The following is a 19,770-nucleotide window of genomic DNA, read 5'->3' on the forward strand; positions in this document are numbered from 1 at the left end:
GCGGCGACCAGGCCGCGCAGCAGTTCGGCGAGCTTCTCACCGGCGTCGCCGGCATAAAGTTCCGCTGGGCCGCCATCGGCTGCCCGGCCAAGGTTCTCCAGCGCAATAACGCTGGCCCGCGTCAACGCGGCAAGATCGGCGTCCTGTTCGCCGCGAAAGGCTGTGAGCGGGGCCAGGGCCTCGGCAAGCCGGGCAAGCATATCCCGCGCCTGCTCGATCCCGCGCACCGTCAGCCGCGCGAACCAGAAGGGCGGGCGGCTGTCGCCGAGACCCGAAAGGCGGGCCTCGAAAAGCGATGCCAGCGAGGCCGCGTCCGGCCGCCCGGTACCGCCGCGCAGTGCCACCAGTTCGACGATCTCCGCCGCAGGGCGCACGCTCGTCCGATCGAGACCGAGGCCCAGTAGCGGGTGCTTGAGCAGCGAGAGCAGGGCGACCGGATCGCCGGGACGGAACACGGCTTGCAGCGCCAGCCTCAGCAGCGTGGCCGCTGGCGTGTTGGTGAGCGGCGTGCCACCGGAATCGTCGGCGGCGACGCCGAAGCGCAGCAACTCGACAGAGACGCGCCGCGCCAGCGCGCGATCACCGGTGACAAGTGCGGCGCGCTGGCCCGGCTGCTCGACGGCGCGCTTCAGCGCGATCGCGATCGCGACCGCCTCGTCGCGCTCGTTGGCAGCCTCCACCAGCGTCACGCCGGCCAGGGCCTGCCGGATGTCCTCGGCCTCGAAGCCGGGGCGCGTCTCGGTCCACAATTCGGTGGTTTCGGCCGGCCGTAGCGCCTCGCCGACTAGGGCCGCGCGGATTGCCAGCGCCCGGTCCGCCGGGACGATCTCCTCGACATCCGCGCGCGGCACGCCGATACCGCCGATCAGCTTCGCCAGGCCGAATTGCGGGTGGCCGAGCGTGGCCGGCCGTGCGCCGGGCGCCGAAATGGCGGCGAAGGAGGCCTCGTCCAGTCCCTTGTCGAGGCCGGGCAGCACGACGGCGCCATTGGGCAAGCCGGCGATCACGCCGAGCAGCTCGGCGGTCGCGGGGATGGAGCCGGTCGAGCCTGCGGCGATCACCGGCCCGGCCGGCCGGTTGCGTTTCAGCCGCGCGGCCTCCAGCCGGATCAGCGCGCTCCGGTGCGCGGCCGGATTGGAGAGGCCGCGTTCGGCGAGCAGCTTCGGCCAGTTGTCGGTGACGATGCCGAGGAAATCGAGCGTCACCTGCCACCAGCCGGCGAGATTGCCGCTGACCAGCCCGGCGAGCTTCGCCCAATCCGTGCCTTCGGTCTCGATTTCGTCCATCAGCCGGGCAAGGTCGCGCGCCAGCCAGACAGCATCGGCCGCCGAAGCCGGCACCACGAATTCCTCGTTGAACCGCGCCGCGACATGCGACGGCAGGCTTGCCTTCCACGCGCGCACCAGCGGCGCCAGGAGAAGCAGCCGCTCCTGCGCGGCAATCGGCGGCGCGAGCTCGATGGCCGGCGCCGCTTCGGCGTCGAAGGCCGCCTCGTCCTCATCGAATTCGCCGAGCGGCCTGACCGTCGGCAGGATGGCCGAGCGAACCCCCAGAATATCGACGAAGGCGCCGCGCAGCGCGCGCGCCGCGCGCCGCGTCGGCACATAGATGGTGGCGTCGGCGAGCGCCAGCGGATCGCCGTTGAAACGGAAGCCGGGCACCAGCCGACCGTGCAGCAACGCTTCCGCCAGCGTCGGCAGGAACGGCGCTCCGGACGGGATTGAGAAAACGCGGCGCGAGCCGCTCATATCGCTTTCGCGAGTGCGCCGGCGACCGCTGCCTCGGCGGGCGGAATGGCGTCGGGCGTGCCGACCGTGATCCAGCGGCCCTGCATCTGCATGCCGAACAGCCGTCCGGCCGTGATCGCCTTGTCGAAATAGGCGTTGAGCGAATGCGGGCCCGTCGGCGCGTCCTTGAAGATACGCGGATGGACAATCGCGGCCCCGGCATAGATCAGGCCGGCCGGATCGCCTTTCGAGCGCTGCAAGGCGCCGTCCGGCGCCACCAGGAAATCGGTGCCGACGCAATGTCCGGTGGCGGAATCGAGATCGGTAAGCATCAGCAGAATATCCATTCTGGCAGCGTCCCATGCAAGGGAAAGACGCTCGAGGCTGGGCTGGCCGCTGTCGATCCAGAACGTGTCGGCGTTGATGATGTAGAACGGCTCTTTCCCCAGCAGGGGCAGCGCCTTGACGATGCCGCCGGCCGAGTCCAGCAGCATCTCGCGCTCGTCGGAAATGGCGATCCTCGGCGCACCGCGGTCGGCGATATGGGCGATGATCTGGTCCGGAAGATAGTGGACGTTGACTACGGCCTTATCGACACCGGCACTTGCAAGGCTGTCCAGCCCCCAGTCGAGCAAGGTCTTGCCGGCGATCTCCACCAGCGGCTTCGGTATCGTGTCGGTGATCGGACGCATGCGCTTTCCGAGCCCGGCGGCGAGCACCATTGCGGTCCTGGGATTTGCGGTCACGGCGTTCGTTCTTCCAGCAGGCCATGGGCGGCGTAGAAGTCGTGTAGCCCGGCAAGTGCCGGGTGCGCCAGCGCTCTTCTGAGATAGTCGCGGATGCGCGGCAGGTGCTTGAGGTAGAAGGGCTTGCCGTCACGCTTCTCCAGCCGCACGAAAATGCCGAGGATCTTCGAATTGCGCTGCGCCGCCATGATGGCGTAGGCCTCCCGGAACGCTGCTTCATCGAAGGCGCCGGCGGCATGGCGCGCCGCGACATAGGCATCGAGCGTCCGCTTCTCGATCGCGGGCGAGATGGTCACGCGAGCGTCCATGGCGAGCGAGGCGACGTCATAGGCGGCGGGGCCGATCAGCGCATCCTGGACATCGACGACGCCGAGCCGGTCGTGGCCGGTTCTGTCGCCGCGCCAGATGATGTTCGGCGAATGGAAGTCGCGCAGCATCAGCGTGTATTGGCTGCCCTTGAGCCGGTCGAGCACCTTGTTCCATTCGGTGTGGTAGCCGGCCAGCAGGGCATTGCTCGCCGGCTTGCCGGTCAGCATCGGCACATACCAGTCAACCAGCAGGTCGGCCTCGATCAGCATCGCCTCGCGGTCGAAGGGCGGCACGTCATGAAAGACGCCCGGCGCGGCTTCCATCCTGTCGGGCCAGGCCTTGCCATGCATCATCGCCAGCAGCTCGGCCGCCGCGGCATAGCGCTCGGCGATCGGCTCGCCATCGCTGTTCAGGAACCCTTCCGCACCGAGATGTTCAAGGAGCAAAAAGCCCTGCTCGAGATCCTCGGCATGGATCTCCGGCACGCTGACGCCCGCCGCCAGCAAGGCGCGGTCGAGGGCGACGAAGGCGGTGACCGATTGCGCGGTGTGGGCGATCACCGCATAGGGCTTGCCGTCGCGCACCGGCGGACCGAGCACCAGTCGCGGCGAGTTCATCAGCACGCGCGGCGCGAGGCCGGCAAGCGAGACGATCTCATAGGAACGGGCTGAGGCGTCGCCGACGAAGAAGCGCCTGCCGGCTTCGCCCCAGCCGGCCGTGGCCAGGAAATCGCGCATCGCCAGCGAGCGCGCCGCGCGATCGAAGGCCGCCCCTTGTCCCGACAGTTTCGCCAGGCGGCCGTCGCCCTGATGCGCGAGCTCGACCCAGAGCGTGCCGTCCGGCAGGGCGGTCTCGGCGCGTTCTGGCCATTCGACCAGGGCCGCCCCTTGCGCCAGCGCGTCGTCGAAGCCGAGTTCGTCGAGTTCAGCGGCTGCCGAAAGGCGGTAGAGATCGAAATGATGCACCGGAAAGCGCGTGTCGTAGGTCTGCACCAGCGTGAAAGTCGGGCTTGGCACGTCGAGGCCGGCATCGTCGGCCAGGGCCCGGATGAGCGACCGCGCCAGTGTCGACTTGCCGGCGCCGAGATCGCCTTTGAGCGCCAACACGTCGCCCGGGCGCAGCGCCATCGCCAGGTCTTCACCCAGCCTTGCCGTGGCGGCTTCGTCGGCGAGAAAACGTTCCAGCCCTGCCATGAGGTCCGCTACTCGGCCGCGGCGCGAATGCCCGAGGGCGCGGCCGGGAAGGTGCAGATGACGGTGGTGCCCTTGTCCTTGCCGGTCTCGATGCGGACGCTGCCGCCATGCAGCTCGACGAAGCTTTTGACGATCGACAGGCCGAGCCCGGCACCACGCCGGCGCCCGCCATTGGTCCGCGGCTCGAAGCGGCGGAACACCGAATCCAGCACGTCCGGCGGCATGCCGGGCCCGTCGTCATGGACGGAGAATTCCACGCCGTCGGCGAGTTGGCGGCAGGCGAGGGTGACGGTGCTTGCTTCCGGCGCGTAGTTCGCGGCGTTGCTCAACAGATTGTAGAGAATCTGGCGGATGCGGGTCTCGTCGCCATGGAAGCTCTTCGGCGCCGCCGCGGCTTCGACCTTGAGCGTGATCGAATGCTCCTCCAGCCGGTCGGCCACAAGCTCGGCGGCCGCCGCGATGGTCCGGTCGACGCTGACCTCGGAGATGTCGAGCTGCATGATGCCGGCATCGACGGTGGCGAGATCCAGTATGTCGTTGACGATGGTGAGCAGCACCGAGGAGGACGAGCCGACATGCTCGACATATTCGCGCTGCTTCGGCGTCAACGGCCCGGTCGACGGCAGCGACAGCAGCTCGGTGAAGCCGATGATGTTGGTCAGCGGCGAGCGCAGCTCGTAGGAAACGTGCTGCACGAACTCGTTCTTCAGCTGGTCGGACCGCTCCAGCGCCTCGTTCTTGTCCTTCAGCGCCCGCTCGACATTGACGCTGTCGGTGACGTCGACGAAGGTCATCATCACTTGCCCGTTGGGCAAATGGATCACCGCGTGGCTGAGCACCGTGCCGTCGACGAGCTCGCTCTGGCCGTGGCGGTCGCGGCGTTCGTCGTCGAATCCGGTGATGGCGGCGACGAAGCCGCCCCAAGGGCTGTCCTTGGCACGCCGGTCACAGAGGTCGCGGATCGCCGAGACATGCACATTGGGCTTGACCACGTCCTGGTTTAGACCCCACAGCGCGACGAAAGCCGGGTTCGACAGCCGAAGCCGTCCGTCCGGACCGAACACCGCGACACCCTCGGCAAGATTGTCCAGCGTCTCGCCCTGCACGCGCACCGCCGTCTGGTAGCGGCTTTCGAGGTCCATCTTCTCGGTCAGGTTCTCGAACACCCAGGTGACGCCGCCCTTGGGCTGCGGGTTGGCCACCACGCGGATGGTCTTGCCGTCGGGCAGGTGCCACCAGTGCTCCTGCGATTCGACTGCGCGATAGGCGCCGAGCAGGCCTTCCTTCCAGCGCCGCCACTCCGGCTGTTCGGCGATCTTGCCCTCGCTGCGCAGCCGGTCGAGCAGCAAGGCATTGTCCGGGGCGCTGTGCAGGAAGCCGCTGTCGAGGTTCCACAGTTTCTGGAATGCCTGGTTGAAGAAGCGCAGCTTCTCATTGGCGTCGAAGATGGCAACGGCGGTGTTGAGCTGATCGAGCGTGTCGGCGTGGCTGCGCACCGTGCGCTCATATTCGCCGCGGATGGTTTCGGTGGCGCTGGTGTCGCAGGCAAGTCCAGCCGAGCCGTCCGTGCCGGCGAAATCCGTCACTGAGAACATCCGGCGATCGCCTTCGATCACCGTGGACAGCGTCTGTTCGAACACCGGGCGCGCCTTGTGCTGCTCGGCGATCTGCTCGCGCGCCTGTCCGCCCAGGAATTCCTTGGCCTCGCGCACCGCCGCTTCTGCATTTTGCGCCTCGACCGCCTCGGCATAGGCGCGGTTGACCCATTTCAGCCGGCCGTCGGCGGAGCGCAGCCATGTCGGCATCTTCAGGGCGTCGAGCAGGCCGAGCATTGTCTCGTAGTCGGCGCTGAGCCGCTGGTTCTCGATCTTCAGCCGCGCCTGGCTGCGCAGCGTTTCCGACAGCGACACGAAGCGCACCAGCACATGCGCCGCGCTCTTGCGCCCTTGCACCTCGAGCGGCACTCCGGCCTGTGTCTCGATGACCAGATCGAAGGCCCTTGCCTTTTCGCGCAGGGCCGCCACGGCATGTTCGAGTGCCGCGGCCGAACGCGGCATCAGCCAGCGGCCGAATGCAAGGAAAGCGGCCCGGTCCTCGGGTGCGCCGCTCTCCAGCGGCAATGTTCCGATGAGCTCCGGCTTCTTGTTCTCGGAAGCCCATACCACGACGCGCTGGTCGCGCAGATTGAGCAGCGCCTCGGAACGCTGCAGCGCCGCGTTGACGTCGGCGATTCGGGTCCTGAGTTCGGCGTTCTGCGCCGAAGTGCGGGCTCTTTCGCGGATCAGGAAGATGGCCGAGACAAGGGCGGCCCCCATGACCCCGGCGAACATGGCGAGCTGCATCACCTCGACCGTGCTGACCGACAGCCCGGCCGATTGCGCGACGGTTTCGGCATGAGCCGCAAGGCCAAGCAACGGGCTGCAAAGCGCCGAGCCGGCGAGAAGCGTCGCCGCGCGGGCACCGCCACGCCACAACAGATGCCCGCCCCTGACGGCGGAGCCCGATGTCACCGAATCGCTATGGCCGCCGGAAACGGCCTGTCCCGCGCGAGGCGGGTTTTCCCCCGGCATGTCTTGGTCCTCTTCGCCGCCTGAATGCAAGACCGCCCAGATTGCGTATCCCGGCCCTCGTCCCCCGGACCGCGAATCACAACAATAACGCCTGCTGGAATCGGCGTGAAGAATCATTCCGCGCAAAAATAAAGCCGGGCGAAATGTCAATCGCCCGGCCTCAATATCTAGTGGCAATTTCTGTTTTGGTTAATAGCGGTAGTGTTCCGGCTTAAACGGCCCTTGCGGCGTCACGCCGATATAGGCGGCCTGTTCGCCGGACAGTTCGGTCAGGCGCGCGCCGAGCTTGCCAAGATGCAGGCGCGCGACCTTCTCGTCCAGGTGCTTCGGCAGCACGTAGACCTGGTTCTGGTACTGGCCGTGCTTGCTGTAGAGCTCGATCTGCGCCAGCACCTGGTTGGTGAAGGACGCCGACATGACGAAGCTCGGATGGCCGGTGGCGTTGCCGAGGTTGAGCAGGCGACCCTCGGACAAAAGGATCATCCGCTTGCCGTCCGGGAAGGTGATCATGTCGACCTGCGGCTTTACGTTGGTCCATTTCAGATTGCGCAGCGACGCCACCTGGATCTCGTTGTCGAAGTGGCCGATATTGCCGACGATCACCATGTCTTTCATCGACCGCATGTGGTCAAGGGTGACGACATCCTTGTTGCCGGTGGTGGTGATGACGATGTCGGCGGTGGGTGCCGCGTCTTCCAGCGTGACCACCTCGAAACCGTCCATCGCCGCCTGCAGCGCGCAGATCGGGTCGACCTCGGTGACCTTGACGCGGGCGCCGGCGCCCTTCAGCGAGGCCGACGAGCCCTTGCCGACGTCGCCATAGCCGCAGACCACGGCGACCTTGCCGGCCATCATCGTGTCGGTGCCGCGGCGGATGCCGTCGACCAGCGATTCCTTGCAGCCGTACTTGTTGTCGAATTTCGACTTGGTCACCGAGTCATTGACGTTGATCGCCGGGAACGGCAGCAGGCCCTTCTTCTGCAGTTGGTAGAGCCGGTTGACGCCGGTGGTCGTCTCCTCGGTGACGCCGCGGATCGCTTCCTTCTGCTTGGTGAAGAAGCCGGGCGATGCCTTCAGGCGCTTCTTGATCTGGGCGAACAGGATCTCTTCCTCCTCGCTGCCCGGATTGGACAGCACGTCCTCGCCGGCCTCGGCGCGGGCGCCGATCAGGATGTACATGGTGGCGTCGCCGCCATCGTCGAGGATCATGTTGGAGGTGCCGCCATCGGCCCACTGGAAGATCTTGTCGGTGTATTCCCAATAGTCCTCGAGCGTTTCGCCCTTGATGGCGAACACCGGGATGCCGGCCTCGGCGATCGCGGCGGCGGCATGGTCCTGGGTCGAGAAGATGTTGCACGAGGCCCAGCGGATGTCGGCGCCCAGCGCCTTCAGCGTTTCGATCAGAACCGCGGTCTGGATCGTCATGTGCAGCGAGCCGGTGATGCGCGCGCCCTTGAGCGGCTTCTTGTCGCCGAATTCGTCGCGGCAGGCCATCAGGCCCGGCATTTCGGTTTCGGCGATCTCGATCTCCTTGCGGCCCCAGCCGGCAAGCGAAATGTCGGCGACCACATAGTCCTTGCTACCCGTCATGGCAGTGCTCCGGTGTGATTTGTCTGTGGCACGCGCCGGCGCCGGACGGCGCGTGGAAGGGCGCGAATTGCCGGCCTGACTAGCAGATCGGCATTCAAACGACAATGGGATATAAAGAAATCTTTATTCGTGCATGTCTTTGCGGTAACAATTCCAGGAAAGCGCCAAGCGGTTTTCCGTCCGGAATTGCGTCGGAACAAGAACCCGAGCGAGAACCCGAGCGGATCGGCGATCCCATCAAACGCTGAATGGCTCCAAGCGCTGTCGGCATACGCCGGGCAAAGACGCCGTCAGCATTCCTCGCCGAAGCGTGAGGCCACCAGCTGCTCCAGTGCGTCGAGCGCCTGCAGGGCTTGCGGTCCGCTGGCGGTGACGCGGATCGAATAGCCCGGGCTTGCCGCCAGCATCATCAGGCCCATGATCGAGGTGCCGCCGACCTTGACACCGTCCTTCTCGACATGGATGGCGGCGTCGAAGCCGCTGGCGACCTGGACGAATTTCGCCGAGGCGCGCGCATGCAGGCCGCGCTGGTTGACGATCGGAAAATCCCGCGCGACGTGGTCTTGTTCCGGCGACAGCGCGTTCATTTGCTGCTCAGGAGCTGGCTGGCAACGTTGATGTATTTGCGCCCGGCGGCCTGCGCCTCGTCGAGCGCGGCGGCCATGTTGTCGCCCTTGCGGATCGAGGAAAGCTTGATCAGCATCGGCAGGTTCATGCCGGCGATGACCTCGGTGCGGCCGGATTCCATCACCGAAATGGCAAGGTTGGAGGGCGTGCCGCCGAACATGTCGGTGAGCACGATCACGCCGGCTCCGCTGTCGACGCGCGCCACCGCGTCGACGATGTCGCGGCGGCGCTGCTCCATATCGTCATCGGCGCCGATCGCCACGGTTTCGAAATTGTCTTGTGGCCCGACGACATGTTCCACGGCATGTCGGAACTCCGTGGCCAGCTGACCGTGCGTCACGAGCACGAGTCCGATCATTCTTTGGTGGCTCCCGTCATCGCCGCTTCACAGGCGCATTTTATGCTCGCCAGCCATTGCAGGCGGCGGGAGCGCTATCTTGTCGACGCGCGGCGCGTTGACAAGCCCAAAATTGCGCAAGCCCTGGCCATTTTGACGCATTGCAGCAAAAAAGCGGAAGCGGATCACAGAAAAGGCGCGATGGAGAGCCGCGCCATGACGGCCGGCAACGCGGTGGCGGCGTTGCGCTCGGCAAGGTCCACGCGCGGCACCGGGCAGCCCGCGACCGGCTCACGGATTTCTTCCTGGAAACGGGCCATCTCGGCCTGCGGCACCAGCCGCACATTGAGGTCGATCACCCCGCCCGGCTCGAACGGCAGCGGGCGTGGAATGAACCCCGGCACCTCGGCGAGGCCGGCAATCGTCGCCGGCACGCGGCAGACCAGCCGCCCGGCATGGGCCGTGGCAAGGAGCCTGTCGTCGCCGATCAGCCGCGAAAACAGCCCGCGCGCGCGGCAATGGTCGATCAGCGTCAGCGCCAGAGTTGTCTTGCCGGCGCCGGACGCTCCGGTGATAAGGACGCCGCGCTCGCCGATCAGGATCGCGGTTCCGTGGATGTTTTCAGGCTTTGCGGCAGGTTCTGGCATGACTGCGTCAGCGATCAACCTTCGGCCGGTAGCGTTACCACGAAGCGCGCGCCCTTGATCTCGCCGGGCTTGGTGCCGGGGATGTTCTCGGCCGTCAGCGTGCCGCCATGCGCCTCGACGATCTGGCGGCTGATCGACAGACCGAGGCCCGAATTCTGGCCGAAGGCTTCGCCGGCCGGACGGTCGGTGTAGAAGCGCTCGAAGATGCGGTCGATGTTGTCGGCCCGGATGCCCGGTCCGTTGTCGTCGACGGTGATGATGTTGAGCTTGCCGGCGCGCGCCAGCGAGACGGTGATGTGGCCATGCTCATCGGGAACGAAGGAGCGGGCATTCTCGATCAGGTTGGTGATCACCTGGCCGATCCTCAGATCATGGCCGACGACGACATAGCCTTTGACGCCTTGCGGCAGCTTGGCCACCTTGAGCTCGATCTCGACCGCCTTCTTGTTGCGCGTCGTTTCGCGCGAAACCGCGATAAGATCGGTGACGAAGGTCTTCAGGTCGACCGTTCCCGCATCCTCGCGCGCGAGCTCGGCATCGAGGCGCGACGCGTCGGAAATGTCGGTGATCAGCCGGTCGAGGCGGCGGACATCGTGCTGGATGATCTCCATCAGCCGCGCGCGCGAATTCTCGTTCTTCGCCAAGGGCAGCGTTTCCACGGCGCTGCGCAGCGACGTCAACGGGTTCTTCAGCTCATGCGAGACGTCGGCGGCGAAGCTCTCGATCGCTTCGATGCGGGCATAGAGCGCGTTGGTCATATCGCGGACGGCGATCGACAGATTGCCGATCTCGTCCTGGCGGTCGGAGAAATCGGGGATCTCCTCGCGGCTCTTCACCCCGCGCCGCACCCTGACCGCGGCAGCCGACAGCCGGCGCAGCGGATTGGCGATCGTGGAGGCGAGCAGCATCGACAGGATGGCGGTGACAAGCGCCGCGATGCCGAAGACGCGCAGGATCGCCTTGCGCTCGGCGGCGACGATCTTGTCGATGTCGCCGCCTTCCGTCGACAGCATCAGGACGCCGAGCACGGCACGGAAACGCTGGATCGGCACCGCGACGGAGACGATCTGCTCGCCCTGCTCGCTGATGCGCACGATGGTCGAGGGGCTGCCGGTCAGCGCCTTGACCACTTCCGGAAACGCCGCGCCGTTGCCGCCCGGCTGTTCGCGATAGACCGGCAGGTCCTTGTTGCGGAAGAAATCGAAGACGAACTTTTCGACACGCTCGACAAGGCCCGGCTGCTCATCGTCGACCGGCGGCAGGTCGTAGCGCAGGATCTGGCCACGCGAATAGAGATGGCGCGAATCGAGCAGCAGATTGGCGTCGCGGTCATAGATGCGGGCGCGTGTGCGCGTCGGCGAGATCAACCGCCGCAGCACCGGGGCGACGCGTTCGGGATTGATCGGGAAGTCGAGATTGTCGAGCTGGTCGGAGCCAGGGCCAAGGCTCTCGCCTGCCTGCAGCTCCAGCAGCTTTTCCGGATCGATGCTGATCGAATCGGTCTCCACCGTCGCCGAGGCCGCGATCGCGCCGGCGATGATCTCGCCCTGCGTCATCAGGCTTTCGACGCGGGCGTCGATCAGCCCGTCGCGGAAGGTGTTGAGGTAGAGGATGCCGGTGACCAGCACCGCCAGGCCGGCAAGGTTGAGGAACAGGATGCGGCGGGTCAGGCTGGAGAAGATGTGATGGCCGAGGAAACGGCGCATAGGCACCGTGATCCTCGACAGGAATGACGGCAGCATCCTGGACGGCCGCCTGACCGCGCCCGCCCTTCTGTTCCGCTCTACGTCGACTGCCATCGAATAGCAGGTCCTGTTTAGTGAGTAGGGGTTAGGCAGTAGGCAGTAGACAAATGCTTGGCTGGGACCGGGGCGATCTATGAGTGCCCGCGGGGGTGCCATTCAGGACTGACTAGCGACTAATCCCCACTGCCTACTGCCCATTCCCTATTCACGCCTCGCGGAACCTATACCCGACTCCGTAAAGGGTTTCGATCATCTCGAAGTCATCATCGACGGCCTTGAACTTCTTGCGCAGCCGTTTGATGTGGCTGTCGATGGTGCGGTCGTCGACATAGACCTGCTCATCATAGGCCGAATCCATCAGCGCATCACGGCTTTTTACCACGCCGGGCCGCTGCGCCAGCGAATGCAGGATCAGGAATTCGGTGACGGTCAGCGTCACCGGCTCGCCCTTCCAGGTGCAGGTATGCCGCTCCTGGTCCATGACCAACTGGCCGCGCTCCAGCGAGCGGGCCTGCTGGCTGGGCTGCTTGGCGGCCGCCTCGCGCGCGCTCGTGCGCCGCAGCACCGCGCGCACCCGCTCGACCAGAAGGCGCTGCGAGAACGGTTTGCGGATGAAGTCGTCGGCGCCCATCTTGAGCCCGAAAAGCTCGTCGATCTCGTCGTCCTTCGAGGTCAGGAAGATGACCGGAAGGTCGGATTTCTGGCGCATCCGGCGCAAGAGTTCCATGCCGTCCATGCGCGGCATCTTGATATCGAGGATGGCGAGATTCGGCGGCCGAGCCGCCAGGCCTTCCAGCGCAGACGCACCATCCGTGTAGGTTTCGACGCGATAGCCCTCGGATTCGAGGGCGATCGACACCGATGTCAGAATGTTGCGGTCGTCATCGACAAGCGCGATTGTTGCCATTTCAAGCGGCTCCCTCATGAGCTGTCCCTTCTTTCGTCGAGAAGGGGCTTTTGCAGGACAAATTAGGTACAAAATGTGGCATAGGCTCCGCGCAGTGTCACGCACAGCGTGCCGGCGGCCGCATTCGCACCCCAACGCGGATTGGACGAACAACGTTTGCCAATCCTTTGGGCAACCACTGTGATTTTTTGCACATATAAACGATTTAAACAACTTTCAAATTTTTTAAATCGATTAATGATTTGATATCATTTGCCTTTTCTGGTTCTGAGCCACTCAGCCCCTACCGGGCTCCGGAAATCCACCGGTCAGACGCGGCAAATCCAGAGAGGAGCATTTGATGTCGGAAGCCGGCACACGCAACCCCGCCTGCGCGATAGACGCGATCGGCCTTAAGGCCACGGGCACGGTGCGCTATAATTTCGGCGCCGCCGCGCTCTACGAGGAGGCGATGCGCCGCGGCGAGGCCAGGCTGACCGCGGATGGCGCCCTGGTCGCCGAGACCGGCCAGCATACGGGGCGCTCGCCCAGGGACAAATTCGTCGTCCGCGACGACGCCACCGAGCCGCATGTCTGGTGGGACAACAACAAGGCGATGTCGCCGGCCCAGTTCGATGCGCTGCTTGCCGATTTCCGTGCTCATGCCGCGCACAAGGACCTCTACGTCCAGGATCTGGTCGGTGGCGCCGACACCGACCTGCAGCTGCCGACCAGGGTCATCACCGAATTCGCCTGGCATTCGCTGTTCATCCGCAATCTCCTGATCAGGCCCGAACCGTCGCAGCTTGAGCATTTCGTGCCGGCGATGACGATCATCGACCTGCCGTCCTTCCGCGCCAATCCGGCCCGCCACGGCACCCGCACCGAGACGGTGATCGCTGTCGATCTGACGCGCATGATCGTGCTGATCGGCGGCACCTCCTACGCCGGCGAGATGAAGAAGTCGGTGTTCACCGCGCTCAACTACCTGTTGCCGGCGAAGGGCGTGATGCCGATGCACTGCTCGGCCAATGAAGGTCCGGCCGGCGACGCGGCCGTGTTCTTCGGCCTCTCCGGAACCGGCAAGACGACGCTGTCGGCCGACCCCTCGCGCACGCTGATCGGCGACGACGAACATGGCTGGGGCCCGCACGGCATCTTCAATTTCGAAGGCGGCTGCTATGCCAAGACGATCAGGCTTTCGGCCGAGGCCGAGCCGGAAATCTTCGCCACCACGCAGCGCTTCGGAACGGTGCTGGAAAATGTCGTGCTCGGCGCCGACCGCGTGCCGGATTTCAACGATGGCAGCCTGACCGAAAACACGCGCTGCGCCTATCCGCTCGACTACATCCCCAATGCCTCGAAGACCGGCCGCGCCAGCCATCCCAGCAACATCATCATGCTGACTGCCGACGCTTTCGGCGTGATGCCGCCGATCGCCAGGCTGACCCCGGCGCAGGCCATGTATCATTTCCTCTCCGGCTATACGGCCAAGGTCGCCGGCACCGAAAAAGGCGTCACCGAACCGGAAGCGACCTTCTCGACCTGCTTCGGTGCGCCCTTCATGCCGCGCCACCCGTCCGAATACGGCAACCTGCTGCGCGAGCTGATCGCCCGCCACGGCGCCGACTGCTGGCTGGTCAACACCGGCTGGACCGGCGGCGCCTACGGCACTGGCCGCCGCATGCCGATCAAGGTGACGCGGGCGCTGCTCGCCGCCGCCCTCGACGGTTCGCTGAAGACCGCCGATTTCCGCACCGATGCCAATTTCGGCTTTGCGGTGCCGGTGGCGGTTGCCGGCGTTGACCGCGCCATCCTCGATCCCCGCTCGACCTGGGCCGACAAGCCGGCCTATGACCGGCAGGCGGCCAGGCTGGTAGGCATGTTCGCCGCCAATTTCGAGAAGTTCGAGGAGCATGTCGACGCGACCGTCATGGGCGCCGCGCCGCGCCTGCAGGAGGCAGCCGAGTAACGTCGGGCACATTGCCGCCGTCAAAGGCCCGGCTTCCGCCGGGCCTTTTCTTTTTTGCGCTGCCGCGTCATGACTGCGCGCATGAATGCCGACGACAAGATCATCATCGCCGACGAAGCGGTCATCCACCCGGCCGATTTGCACGAGGATTTCATCCGCTCCTCGGGCCCTGGCGGTCAGAACGTCAACAAGGTGGCCACCGCCGTGCAGCTGCGCTTCGATGCGGCGAATGCGGCGGGTCTGTCCGAGCGCGTGCGCGAACGTACCCTGAGGCTTGCCGGCCAGCGCGCCACCAAGGACGGCGTCGTCGTCATCGAGGCCGGGCGCTTCCGCACCCAGGAGCAGAACCGGGCCGATGCGCGGGCGCGGCTGACCGCGCTGGTCGCCAAGGCGGCCGAGCCGCCGCCGCCGCCGCGCAAGAAGACGAAGCCTTCGAAAGGCGCCGTCGAGCGACGTCTCAAGACCAAGGCCGGGCGTTCCACGGTGAAGAAGCTGCGCGCCCGGGTGGACAACGACTGAGGTTAAGCCGGCGCAGAAACCGCGACAGCCGCTTTCGGGTCGCCGTCCTTCCCCATTGGTGGCATGCTCGGGCGCGCTAACCGGATCGAACGGAAATCCATGCTCGTTTTGCCCAAGGGTGTCCGCCATATGCCCGGCTACCTGCCGCGCCCGGCGCAGGAAGCGCTGGTCGAAGAGATCAGGAAGGTGGTGCAGGCCGCGCCCTTGTTCGTGCCGGCCATGCCGCGCACCGGCAAGGAAATGAGCGTGCGCATGACCAATTGCGGCCCGCTCGGCTGGGTCACTGACAAGGAGCGCGGCTATCGCTACCAGCCGACCCACCCGGTGTCGGGCTTGCCATGGCCGCCGATTCCCGATGAGCTGCTGCAATTGTGGCGTGAGGTGGCGGCCTATCCGCATCCGCCCGAAGCCTGCCTCGTCAATTTCTATTCGAGCGACGCCAAGATGGGCCTGCATCAGGATCGCGACGAGCAGGACTTTTCCGCCCCCGTTGTCTCGGTGTCGCTGGGCGACGATTGCCAGTTTAGGGTCGGCCAGACGACGCGCGATGGCGGCACCAAATCATTTCGGCTGAAAAGCGGTGACGTCGTCGTGCTTGGCGGCGAAGGCCGCCTCTGCTTCCACGGCGTCGACCGCATCTACCCGTCGACCTCGGCCCTGCTGAAGAATGGCGGCCGGATCAATCTGACGTTGCGGCGAGTGACGATGCCCGCGCGCTAACCGAATCTACAGATTTTTCTCCTAGAGCAATTCCAGGAAAAGTGCGCAGCGGTTTTCCGTCCGGAATTGCGTCTCGACAAATCCCTGGCGCAATTCCAGGAAAAGTGCGCAGCGGCTTTCCGTCCGGAATTGCGTCACAACAAATACCCTAGGGCGGGTCAGCGATTCCATAGGCGCTGAACCGCTCTAGAGACGCCAAGGCATTGCCGTCGGGGTCGGGACGATGACAGATATCAGTTTGGCCTTCCATAGACTGCCGATGATATTGAGGGGAGCGGCCCAGATCGTTCGCAGGGATTCGGCCCTCTATCTGTGCATTGTGATCTATACTTTGGCCGGCCTGGTGTTTCTTAACGCGATAGGCGCCACCGACCTGGCGGCATATTCGATATATTTCGGGCGATGGACCTTTCTGAACTGTCTTATACTGCCCACTTTTGCCATCCTTATCGACCTGCTTGTCATTGTACGCCGCTTTGATTCCCGGCGTCGCCTTGCGGCAGGACGGATCTTTTCCACCTCGCGGTTGGCGTATTCGGCCTCCGGCTTGTGCCTTCTCATGGCGCTCATGATCTTCCAGGGCACATTCACCTCGGTGAAAAACGGCATGCCGGTCTGGCAGGGCGGGTTTCCATTCGACGTGGCGCAAGCCAACATCGACGCCTTCCTGCATTTTGGCGCTGATCCGTGGCGCTGGCTTTACGCGGTAGCTGAAAATGATCTGGTTCGCACCGTAGTCGAGTGGAATTACAACGTTTTCTGGTTCCTGCTGAATTTCGGCGCCCTGTTCTTTGTCGCGACGTCGCCCATGGCGGCATCGGTTCGAACGCGTTATTTGGCCTGCTTCATGGCGGTCTGGATCATCGTCGGCAATGTGCTGGCCGCCCTGTTCCTGTCGGCTGGTCCGGCATTTTATGGCGCGGTGACGGGCGACGTGGCCCGATTCGGCGAACAGCTGGCGTTCCTGGCCCATGGGGCCGCATCGCGCAATTCCGCTGTTACCTATCAGCAGTATCTCTGGTCGCTGCACGAGGCCAGGCAGGCGGGTTTCGCCTCGGGCATATCGGCGTTTCCCAGCGTGCATGTCGGCCTGGCAATGCTCAACGCGCTGTTCCTGCGCGAGTACGACCGCCGTCTTGGTGCGCTGGCGTTCCTCTATGTCGTGTTTGTCGCGGTAAGCTCGGTTTACCTCGCCTGGCACTATGCGATCGACGGCTATGTAAGCGCCGCCGTGACGCTCGTCGTCTATGCCATCGCGCGCAAACTGATCCCCGCCGATCCCCGGCCGGCGCTGGATATGCAGACCGCCACCGTCAATCGGCCAGAGGCGGTCGTCACGGCTTCTTGACGCTGGCGAGGATGCGCCGTCGCGGCCAGCCATGGTTTCGGCCGTCTATTCGCAAGATGCCAAGATGAGTTCCCTCGGGATCGCCGGCAAGGATGGTTCCTCACCTGCAGATCCATAAAATTTGAAGTTTCTGAAAAGACGCGGCCATTCCTGAAGCGGTATTTTCAATTTCGAACTTACTATTCTTTAAAAGACGTCATGCGATACCGAGGGCAACGATTGCTCGGGGTATCGTCCTCTCCATGTCTTCTACCGAAATAGGGCAGCATTTCTTGCGGTCCGCCCGGTTTCCGGTGTGGCTCTTGCAAGAGAACCGCCGCAATGCGGCGCTTTACGGGACGATCGCCGCGTTCGTCCTTGTCACCATGCTGGTCGCGACGATCAGGGGTGATTCGATCCTGCAACATGTACTGGAGTATGCAGGCCGCCTCTGGCACTCCTTTCTGTTGCTGAGCTCAGCCATTGTCGTTTGGATCTGTTTCCGCGCGCTCGTGCAGGGCCGTCACCAGTCCCCGGTCAGCTTCGCGGCGGCGAGCCTGAAAGCCTTGCTGCTGTCGAGCATGCTTGCGCGGTATTTCTACGCCAGCGCCATATTGGCGCTCTTCATGGCGGCCTTCCTCTATAACAAGACGATGATACCGGTTGTCGCTCCCTTCCAATGGGACGAAACCTTCTCCCGCTGGGATTCGGCTCTCCTGGGCGGCTATCAACCTTGGCAAATCCTCCAGCCGATGGTCGGCATGCCATGGATCACCCTTGTGTTCGACATCACCTATACCTTGTGGGTGCCGATGGTCTTCCTGTTCTGGGCGGGCCTGCTCGCCAGCCCGCGGGTCCCGGAAGCGGTCCGCGTCCGCTACTGGCGGGCGACCGTCGCCTCCTGGATCCTGATCGGCCTGGTCATGGCGACCATCTTTTCCTCGGCCGGGCCTTGCTACTTCGCGGACGTCGTGCCGGGAACACCCTCGCCCTATGCCGGTCTCATGAGTTACCTTGACGACGTCGCCGCCAGCTATCCGCTGTCGTCAAACTTGACCAGGGATTTCCTCTGGCAGGTCTATACCGGCCAGGTCGACCTGCCCGGCGGCATTTCCGCCATGCCCAGCATGCACAACGCGCAGGCGGCGCTGTTTGTGGTTACCGCATACTCCATCGATCGCAGGTTCGGTCACGCCATGCTGGCCTTCGGCGCTTTGATCTTCTTCGGCTCGATCCACCTCGGATGGCACTACGCGATGGATGGGATCGTCGCCATTCCGGCGGCGCTCGCCATCTGGTGGGCCTGCGGAAAGTCAGGACGGGTGAAACGATTAGGCTTCCTGGACGGCCGGTCTACTGATCCTCTGGAATCCGCCTGACTTTCGGAGCCTGGCAAGAAGAACAGCGAGCACGCTCGCAGCGAGGCGGATCACAGCTTCCGCAGGGCCACTTCCTCGACCAGGTGGTTGGCGCCCTTGCGCAGGATGAGATCGGCCCGCGCCCGCGTCGGCAGGATGTTCTCGCGCAGGTTCTTCAGGTTGATGTTGGTCCACAGTCCTTCGGCGATGGCGCGCGCCGCATCCTCCGACAGCTGCGAATAGCGGTGGAAGAAGGAGTCCGGATTGCGGAAGGCGGTTTCGCGCAGCCGCATGAAGCGCTGGATGTACCACTGGTGGATCAGCTTCTCGTCGGCATCGATGTAGATGGCGAAGTCGAAGAAGTCGGACAGGAAAGGCACGATCTTGCCGTCCCTCGGCAATTTGCCCGGCTGCAGCACGTTGATGCCTTCGAAGATCAATATGTCCGGCCTGTCGATGGTGACGAATTCGCCAGGAATGACGTCGTAGGTCAGGTGCGAATAGACCGGCGCGCGGACATTGCGCTGCGCCGACTTGATGCCGGACAGGAACCGGAGCAGCGCGCCGACATCGTAGCTGTCTGGAAAGCCCTTGCGCTCCATCAGATTGTCGCGGCGCAGGATCTCGTTGGGCAGAAGGAAACCGTCGGTGGTGATGAGATCGACCTTCGGGCTCGATGGCCAGCGCGCCAGCAATTCCTTCAAGACGCGCGCCGTGGTCGATTTGCCGACCGCGACCGAGCCGGCGATGCCGATGATGAACGGCGTCTTGACCACGTCCTGCGCGTTGAAGAAGGCCTGGCGCTGCCGGAACAAGAGCTGACTTGCCTCGACATGCGCCGAGAGCAAGCGGGAAAGCGAGAGGTAGATGCGCTTGACCTCTTCGAGATCGACCGGGTCGTTCAGCGACCGCAAGCGGTCGATCTCGTCCTCGGTCAGCGTCAGCGGGGTGTCGGCGCGGAACTGCGACCATTGCTCGGCAGAGAAGAAACGATAGGGGGAGTATTTCTCGGTAGGAGCAAGCTGATCCATCGAGTTTCCTGCCCTCCCTCGCGGTCAGCCCTTGGGCCGCGACGCCTTTTCGGCAACGCCCGAGCGGCCGGTGCGGCCCTCTAGCTCCTTCAGCACCTCGCCCAGCGGCACGCCGGCGATGCCGAGAACGACCAGCCAATGATATATAAGATCGGCGCTTTCCGAAACGAGGCCCTGCCTGTCGCCGCGGATGGCTGCGATCACCGTCTCGACGGCTTCCTCGCCAAGCTTCTGCGCCGCCTTGTCGATGCCCTTGGCAAACAGTTTCGCCGTCCACGAGTCCGGATCGCCGGAATGGGCGCGTTCCCGGATGGTTCTTTCCAGATCGGACAGCGAAAACTCAGTCATTTTCGCCGTTTAAGCCCGTTGAACCGGCGAGTCCAGCCGCATCGGCAGCCCGGCCCTGGCCATATGCGCCTTCGCTTCGGCGATGGTGTAAGTGCCGAAGTGGAAGATCGAGGCGGCA

At 64.6% G+C, this 19,770-nt stretch carries 17 protein-coding genes and 1 pseudogene; 5 read left to right on the top strand and 13 right to left on the bottom strand.

Features of this window, described 5'->3' with window-relative positions; genetic code table 11:
• The 10 genes from addB to EOA33_RS05505 all read right to left on the bottom strand — a co-directional run.
• Nucleotides 1–1,748: double-strand break repair protein AddB (gene addB, locus EOA33_RS05455; RefSeq protein WP_127405144.1), on the bottom strand; the 1,748-nt coding region annotated here is incomplete at its 3' end.
• Nucleotides 1,745–2,473, bottom strand: coding sequence for a nucleotidyltransferase family protein (locus tag EOA33_RS05460; protein ID WP_126057122.1), 729 nt, complete (start codon nucleotides 2,471–2,473; stop codon nucleotides 1,745–1,747). The genes addB and EOA33_RS05460, both read right to left, overlap by 4 nt.
• The gene (gene tsaE, locus EOA33_RS05465) at nucleotides 2,470–3,975 is read right to left on the bottom strand and encodes a tRNA (adenosine(37)-N6)-threonylcarbamoyltransferase complex ATPase subunit type 1 TsaE (RefSeq protein ID WP_126057121.1); all 1,506 of its coding nucleotides are present in this window, start codon (nucleotides 3,973–3,975) and stop codon (nucleotides 2,470–2,472) included. Before tsaE ends, EOA33_RS05460 begins: the two co-directional genes overlap by 4 nt.
• A gap of 8 nt (nucleotides 3,976–3,983) precedes the next feature.
• Entirely contained in the window at nucleotides 3,984–6,545 is a 2,562-nt protein-coding gene (locus tag EOA33_RS05470; protein ID WP_127405145.1) for a PAS domain-containing sensor histidine kinase, read from the bottom strand.
• A gap of 189 nt (nucleotides 6,546–6,734) precedes the next feature.
• Nucleotides 6,735–8,135, bottom strand: coding sequence for an adenosylhomocysteinase (gene ahcY, locus EOA33_RS05475; protein WP_126057119.1), 1,401 nt, complete (start codon nucleotides 8,133–8,135; stop codon nucleotides 6,735–6,737).
• A 290-nt stretch (nucleotides 8,136–8,425) separates the two neighbouring features.
• A complete protein-coding gene (locus tag EOA33_RS05480) occupies nucleotides 8,426–8,722 on the bottom strand; it encodes an HPr family phosphocarrier protein (protein WP_126057118.1) in 297 nt (98 codons plus the stop codon).
• Entirely contained in the window at nucleotides 8,719–9,120 is a 402-nt protein-coding gene (locus tag EOA33_RS05485; RefSeq protein WP_126057117.1) for a PTS sugar transporter subunit IIA, read from the bottom strand. Before EOA33_RS05485 ends, EOA33_RS05480 begins: the two co-directional genes overlap by 4 nt.
• Nucleotides 9,121–9,284: 164 nt before the next feature.
• Nucleotides 9,285–9,746 (bottom strand): HPr kinase/phosphorylase, encoded by a 462-nt coding sequence (locus tag EOA33_RS05495; RefSeq protein ID WP_126057115.1) that lies wholly within the window; start codon nucleotides 9,744–9,746, stop codon nucleotides 9,285–9,287.
• A gap of 14 nt (nucleotides 9,747–9,760) precedes the next feature.
• On the bottom strand, nucleotides 9,761–11,545 hold the full coding sequence (locus tag EOA33_RS05500; protein WP_126057114.1) for a sensor histidine kinase: 1,785 nt from the start codon (nucleotides 11,543–11,545) through the stop codon (nucleotides 9,761–9,763).
• 151 nt (nucleotides 11,546–11,696) lie between these two features.
• Nucleotides 11,697–12,398, bottom strand: a complete 702-nt coding sequence (locus EOA33_RS05505; RefSeq protein ID WP_126057113.1) for a response regulator transcription factor — start codon at nucleotides 12,396–12,398, stop codon at nucleotides 11,697–11,699.
• Nucleotides 12,399–12,738: 340 nt separating this feature from the next.
• Here EOA33_RS05505 and EOA33_RS05510 point away from each other — a divergent pair, with 340 nt between their 5' ends.
• The 5 genes from EOA33_RS05510 (at nucleotide 12,739) to EOA33_RS05530 (ending at nucleotide 18,294) form a co-directional block, all read left to right on the top strand.
• The gene (locus EOA33_RS05510; RefSeq protein WP_127405146.1) at nucleotides 12,739–14,349 is read left to right on the top strand and encodes a phosphoenolpyruvate carboxykinase; all 1,611 of its coding nucleotides are present in this window, start codon (nucleotides 12,739–12,741) and stop codon (nucleotides 14,347–14,349) included.
• An 81-nt stretch (nucleotides 14,350–14,430) separates the two neighbouring features.
• Entirely contained in the window at nucleotides 14,431–14,868 is a 438-nt protein-coding gene (gene arfB, locus EOA33_RS05515; protein ID WP_126059277.1) for an alternative ribosome rescue aminoacyl-tRNA hydrolase ArfB, read from the top strand.
• A gap of 99 nt (nucleotides 14,869–14,967) precedes the next feature.
• Complete coding sequence (locus tag EOA33_RS05520) at nucleotides 14,968–15,588, top strand: alpha-ketoglutarate-dependent dioxygenase AlkB (RefSeq protein ID WP_126057111.1); 621 nt, start codon at nucleotides 14,968–14,970, stop codon at nucleotides 15,586–15,588.
• A gap of 223 nt (nucleotides 15,589–15,811) precedes the next feature.
• Nucleotides 15,812–16,936 (top strand): phosphatase PAP2 family protein, encoded by a 1,125-nt coding sequence (locus EOA33_RS05525; RefSeq protein WP_126057110.1) that lies wholly within the window; start codon nucleotides 15,812–15,814, stop codon nucleotides 16,934–16,936.
• Nucleotides 16,937–17,301: 365 nt separating this feature from the next.
• Nucleotides 17,302–18,294 carry a phosphatase PAP2 family protein gene (locus tag EOA33_RS05530; RefSeq protein WP_190234202.1) on the top strand — a complete coding sequence of 331 codons (993 nt, stop codon included), beginning with the start codon at nucleotides 17,302–17,304 and terminating at the stop codon, nucleotides 18,292–18,294.
• Between the two features lie 50 nt (nucleotides 18,295–18,344).
• Here EOA33_RS05530 and coaA read toward each other — a convergent pair whose 3' ends face one another.
• The 3 genes and pseudogenes from coaA to EOA33_RS40275 all read right to left on the bottom strand — a co-directional run.
• The gene (coaA, locus tag EOA33_RS05535) at nucleotides 18,345–19,304 is read right to left on the bottom strand and encodes a type I pantothenate kinase (RefSeq protein ID WP_126057108.1); all 960 of its coding nucleotides are present in this window, start codon (nucleotides 19,302–19,304) and stop codon (nucleotides 18,345–18,347) included.
• Between the two features lie 24 nt (nucleotides 19,305–19,328).
• Nucleotides 19,329–19,652: a phosphoribosyl-ATP diphosphatase gene (locus EOA33_RS05540; RefSeq protein WP_126057107.1), complete on the bottom strand. Its 324-nt coding sequence runs from the start codon at nucleotides 19,650–19,652 to the stop codon at nucleotides 19,329–19,331.
• A gap of 9 nt (nucleotides 19,653–19,661) precedes the next feature.
• Nucleotides 19,662–19,770: pseudogene (locus EOA33_RS40275) on the bottom strand (imidazole glycerol phosphate synthase subunit HisF); the annotation flags it as partial.

Origin of the sequence: Mesorhizobium sp. M4A.F.Ca.ET.050.02.1.1 (assembly GCF_003997725.1) — a bacterium.
In the GTDB taxonomy this organism is placed as follows: Bacteria; Pseudomonadota; Alphaproteobacteria; order Rhizobiales; family Rhizobiaceae; genus Mesorhizobium.

What these genes read in the sequence shown, in the direction of transcription:
- EOA33_RS05485 (WP_126057117.1), bottom strand. Translation starts at nt 9,120, where the DNA reads ATGATCGGACTCGTGCTCGTGACGCACGGTCAGCTGGCCACGGAGTTC.
- EOA33_RS05510 (WP_127405146.1), top strand. Translation starts at nt 12,739, where the DNA reads ATGTCGGAAGCCGGCACACGCAACCCCGCCTGCGCGATAGACGCGATC.
- ahcY (WP_126057119.1), bottom strand. Translation starts at nt 8,135, where the DNA reads ATGACGGGTAGCAAGGACTATGTGGTCGCCGACATTTCGCTTGCCGGC.
- tsaE (WP_126057121.1), bottom strand. Translation starts at nt 3,975, where the DNA reads ATGGCAGGGCTGGAACGTTTTCTCGCCGACGAAGCCGCCACGGCAAGG.
- coaA (WP_126057108.1), bottom strand. Translation starts at nt 19,304, where the DNA reads ATGGATCAGCTTGCTCCTACCGAGAAATACTCCCCCTATCGTTTCTTC.
- arfB (WP_126059277.1), top strand. Translation starts at nt 14,431, where the DNA reads ATGAATGCCGACGACAAGATCATCATCGCCGACGAAGCGGTCATCCAC.
- EOA33_RS05520 (WP_126057111.1), top strand. Translation starts at nt 14,968, where the DNA reads ATGCTCGTTTTGCCCAAGGGTGTCCGCCATATGCCCGGCTACCTGCCG.
- EOA33_RS05500 (WP_126057114.1), bottom strand. Translation starts at nt 11,545, where the DNA reads ATGGCAGTCGACGTAGAGCGGAACAGAAGGGCGGGCGCGGTCAGGCGG.
- EOA33_RS05480 (WP_126057118.1), bottom strand. Translation starts at nt 8,722, where the DNA reads ATGAACGCGCTGTCGCCGGAACAAGACCACGTCGCGCGGGATTTTCCG.
- EOA33_RS05540 (WP_126057107.1), bottom strand. Translation starts at nt 19,652, where the DNA reads ATGACTGAGTTTTCGCTGTCCGATCTGGAAAGAACCATCCGGGAACGC.
- EOA33_RS05525 (WP_126057110.1), top strand. Translation starts at nt 15,812, where the DNA reads ATGACAGATATCAGTTTGGCCTTCCATAGACTGCCGATGATATTGAGG.
- EOA33_RS05505 (WP_126057113.1), bottom strand. Translation starts at nt 12,398, where the DNA reads ATGGCAACAATCGCGCTTGTCGATGACGACCGCAACATTCTGACATCG.
- EOA33_RS05530 (WP_190234202.1), top strand. Translation starts at nt 17,302, where the DNA reads ATGCTGGTCGCGACGATCAGGGGTGATTCGATCCTGCAACATGTACTG.
- EOA33_RS05470 (WP_127405145.1), bottom strand. Translation starts at nt 6,545, where the DNA reads ATGCCGGGGGAAAACCCGCCTCGCGCGGGACAGGCCGTTTCCGGCGGC.
- EOA33_RS05495 (WP_126057115.1), bottom strand. Translation starts at nt 9,746, where the DNA reads ATGCCAGAACCTGCCGCAAAGCCTGAAAACATCCACGGAACCGCGATC.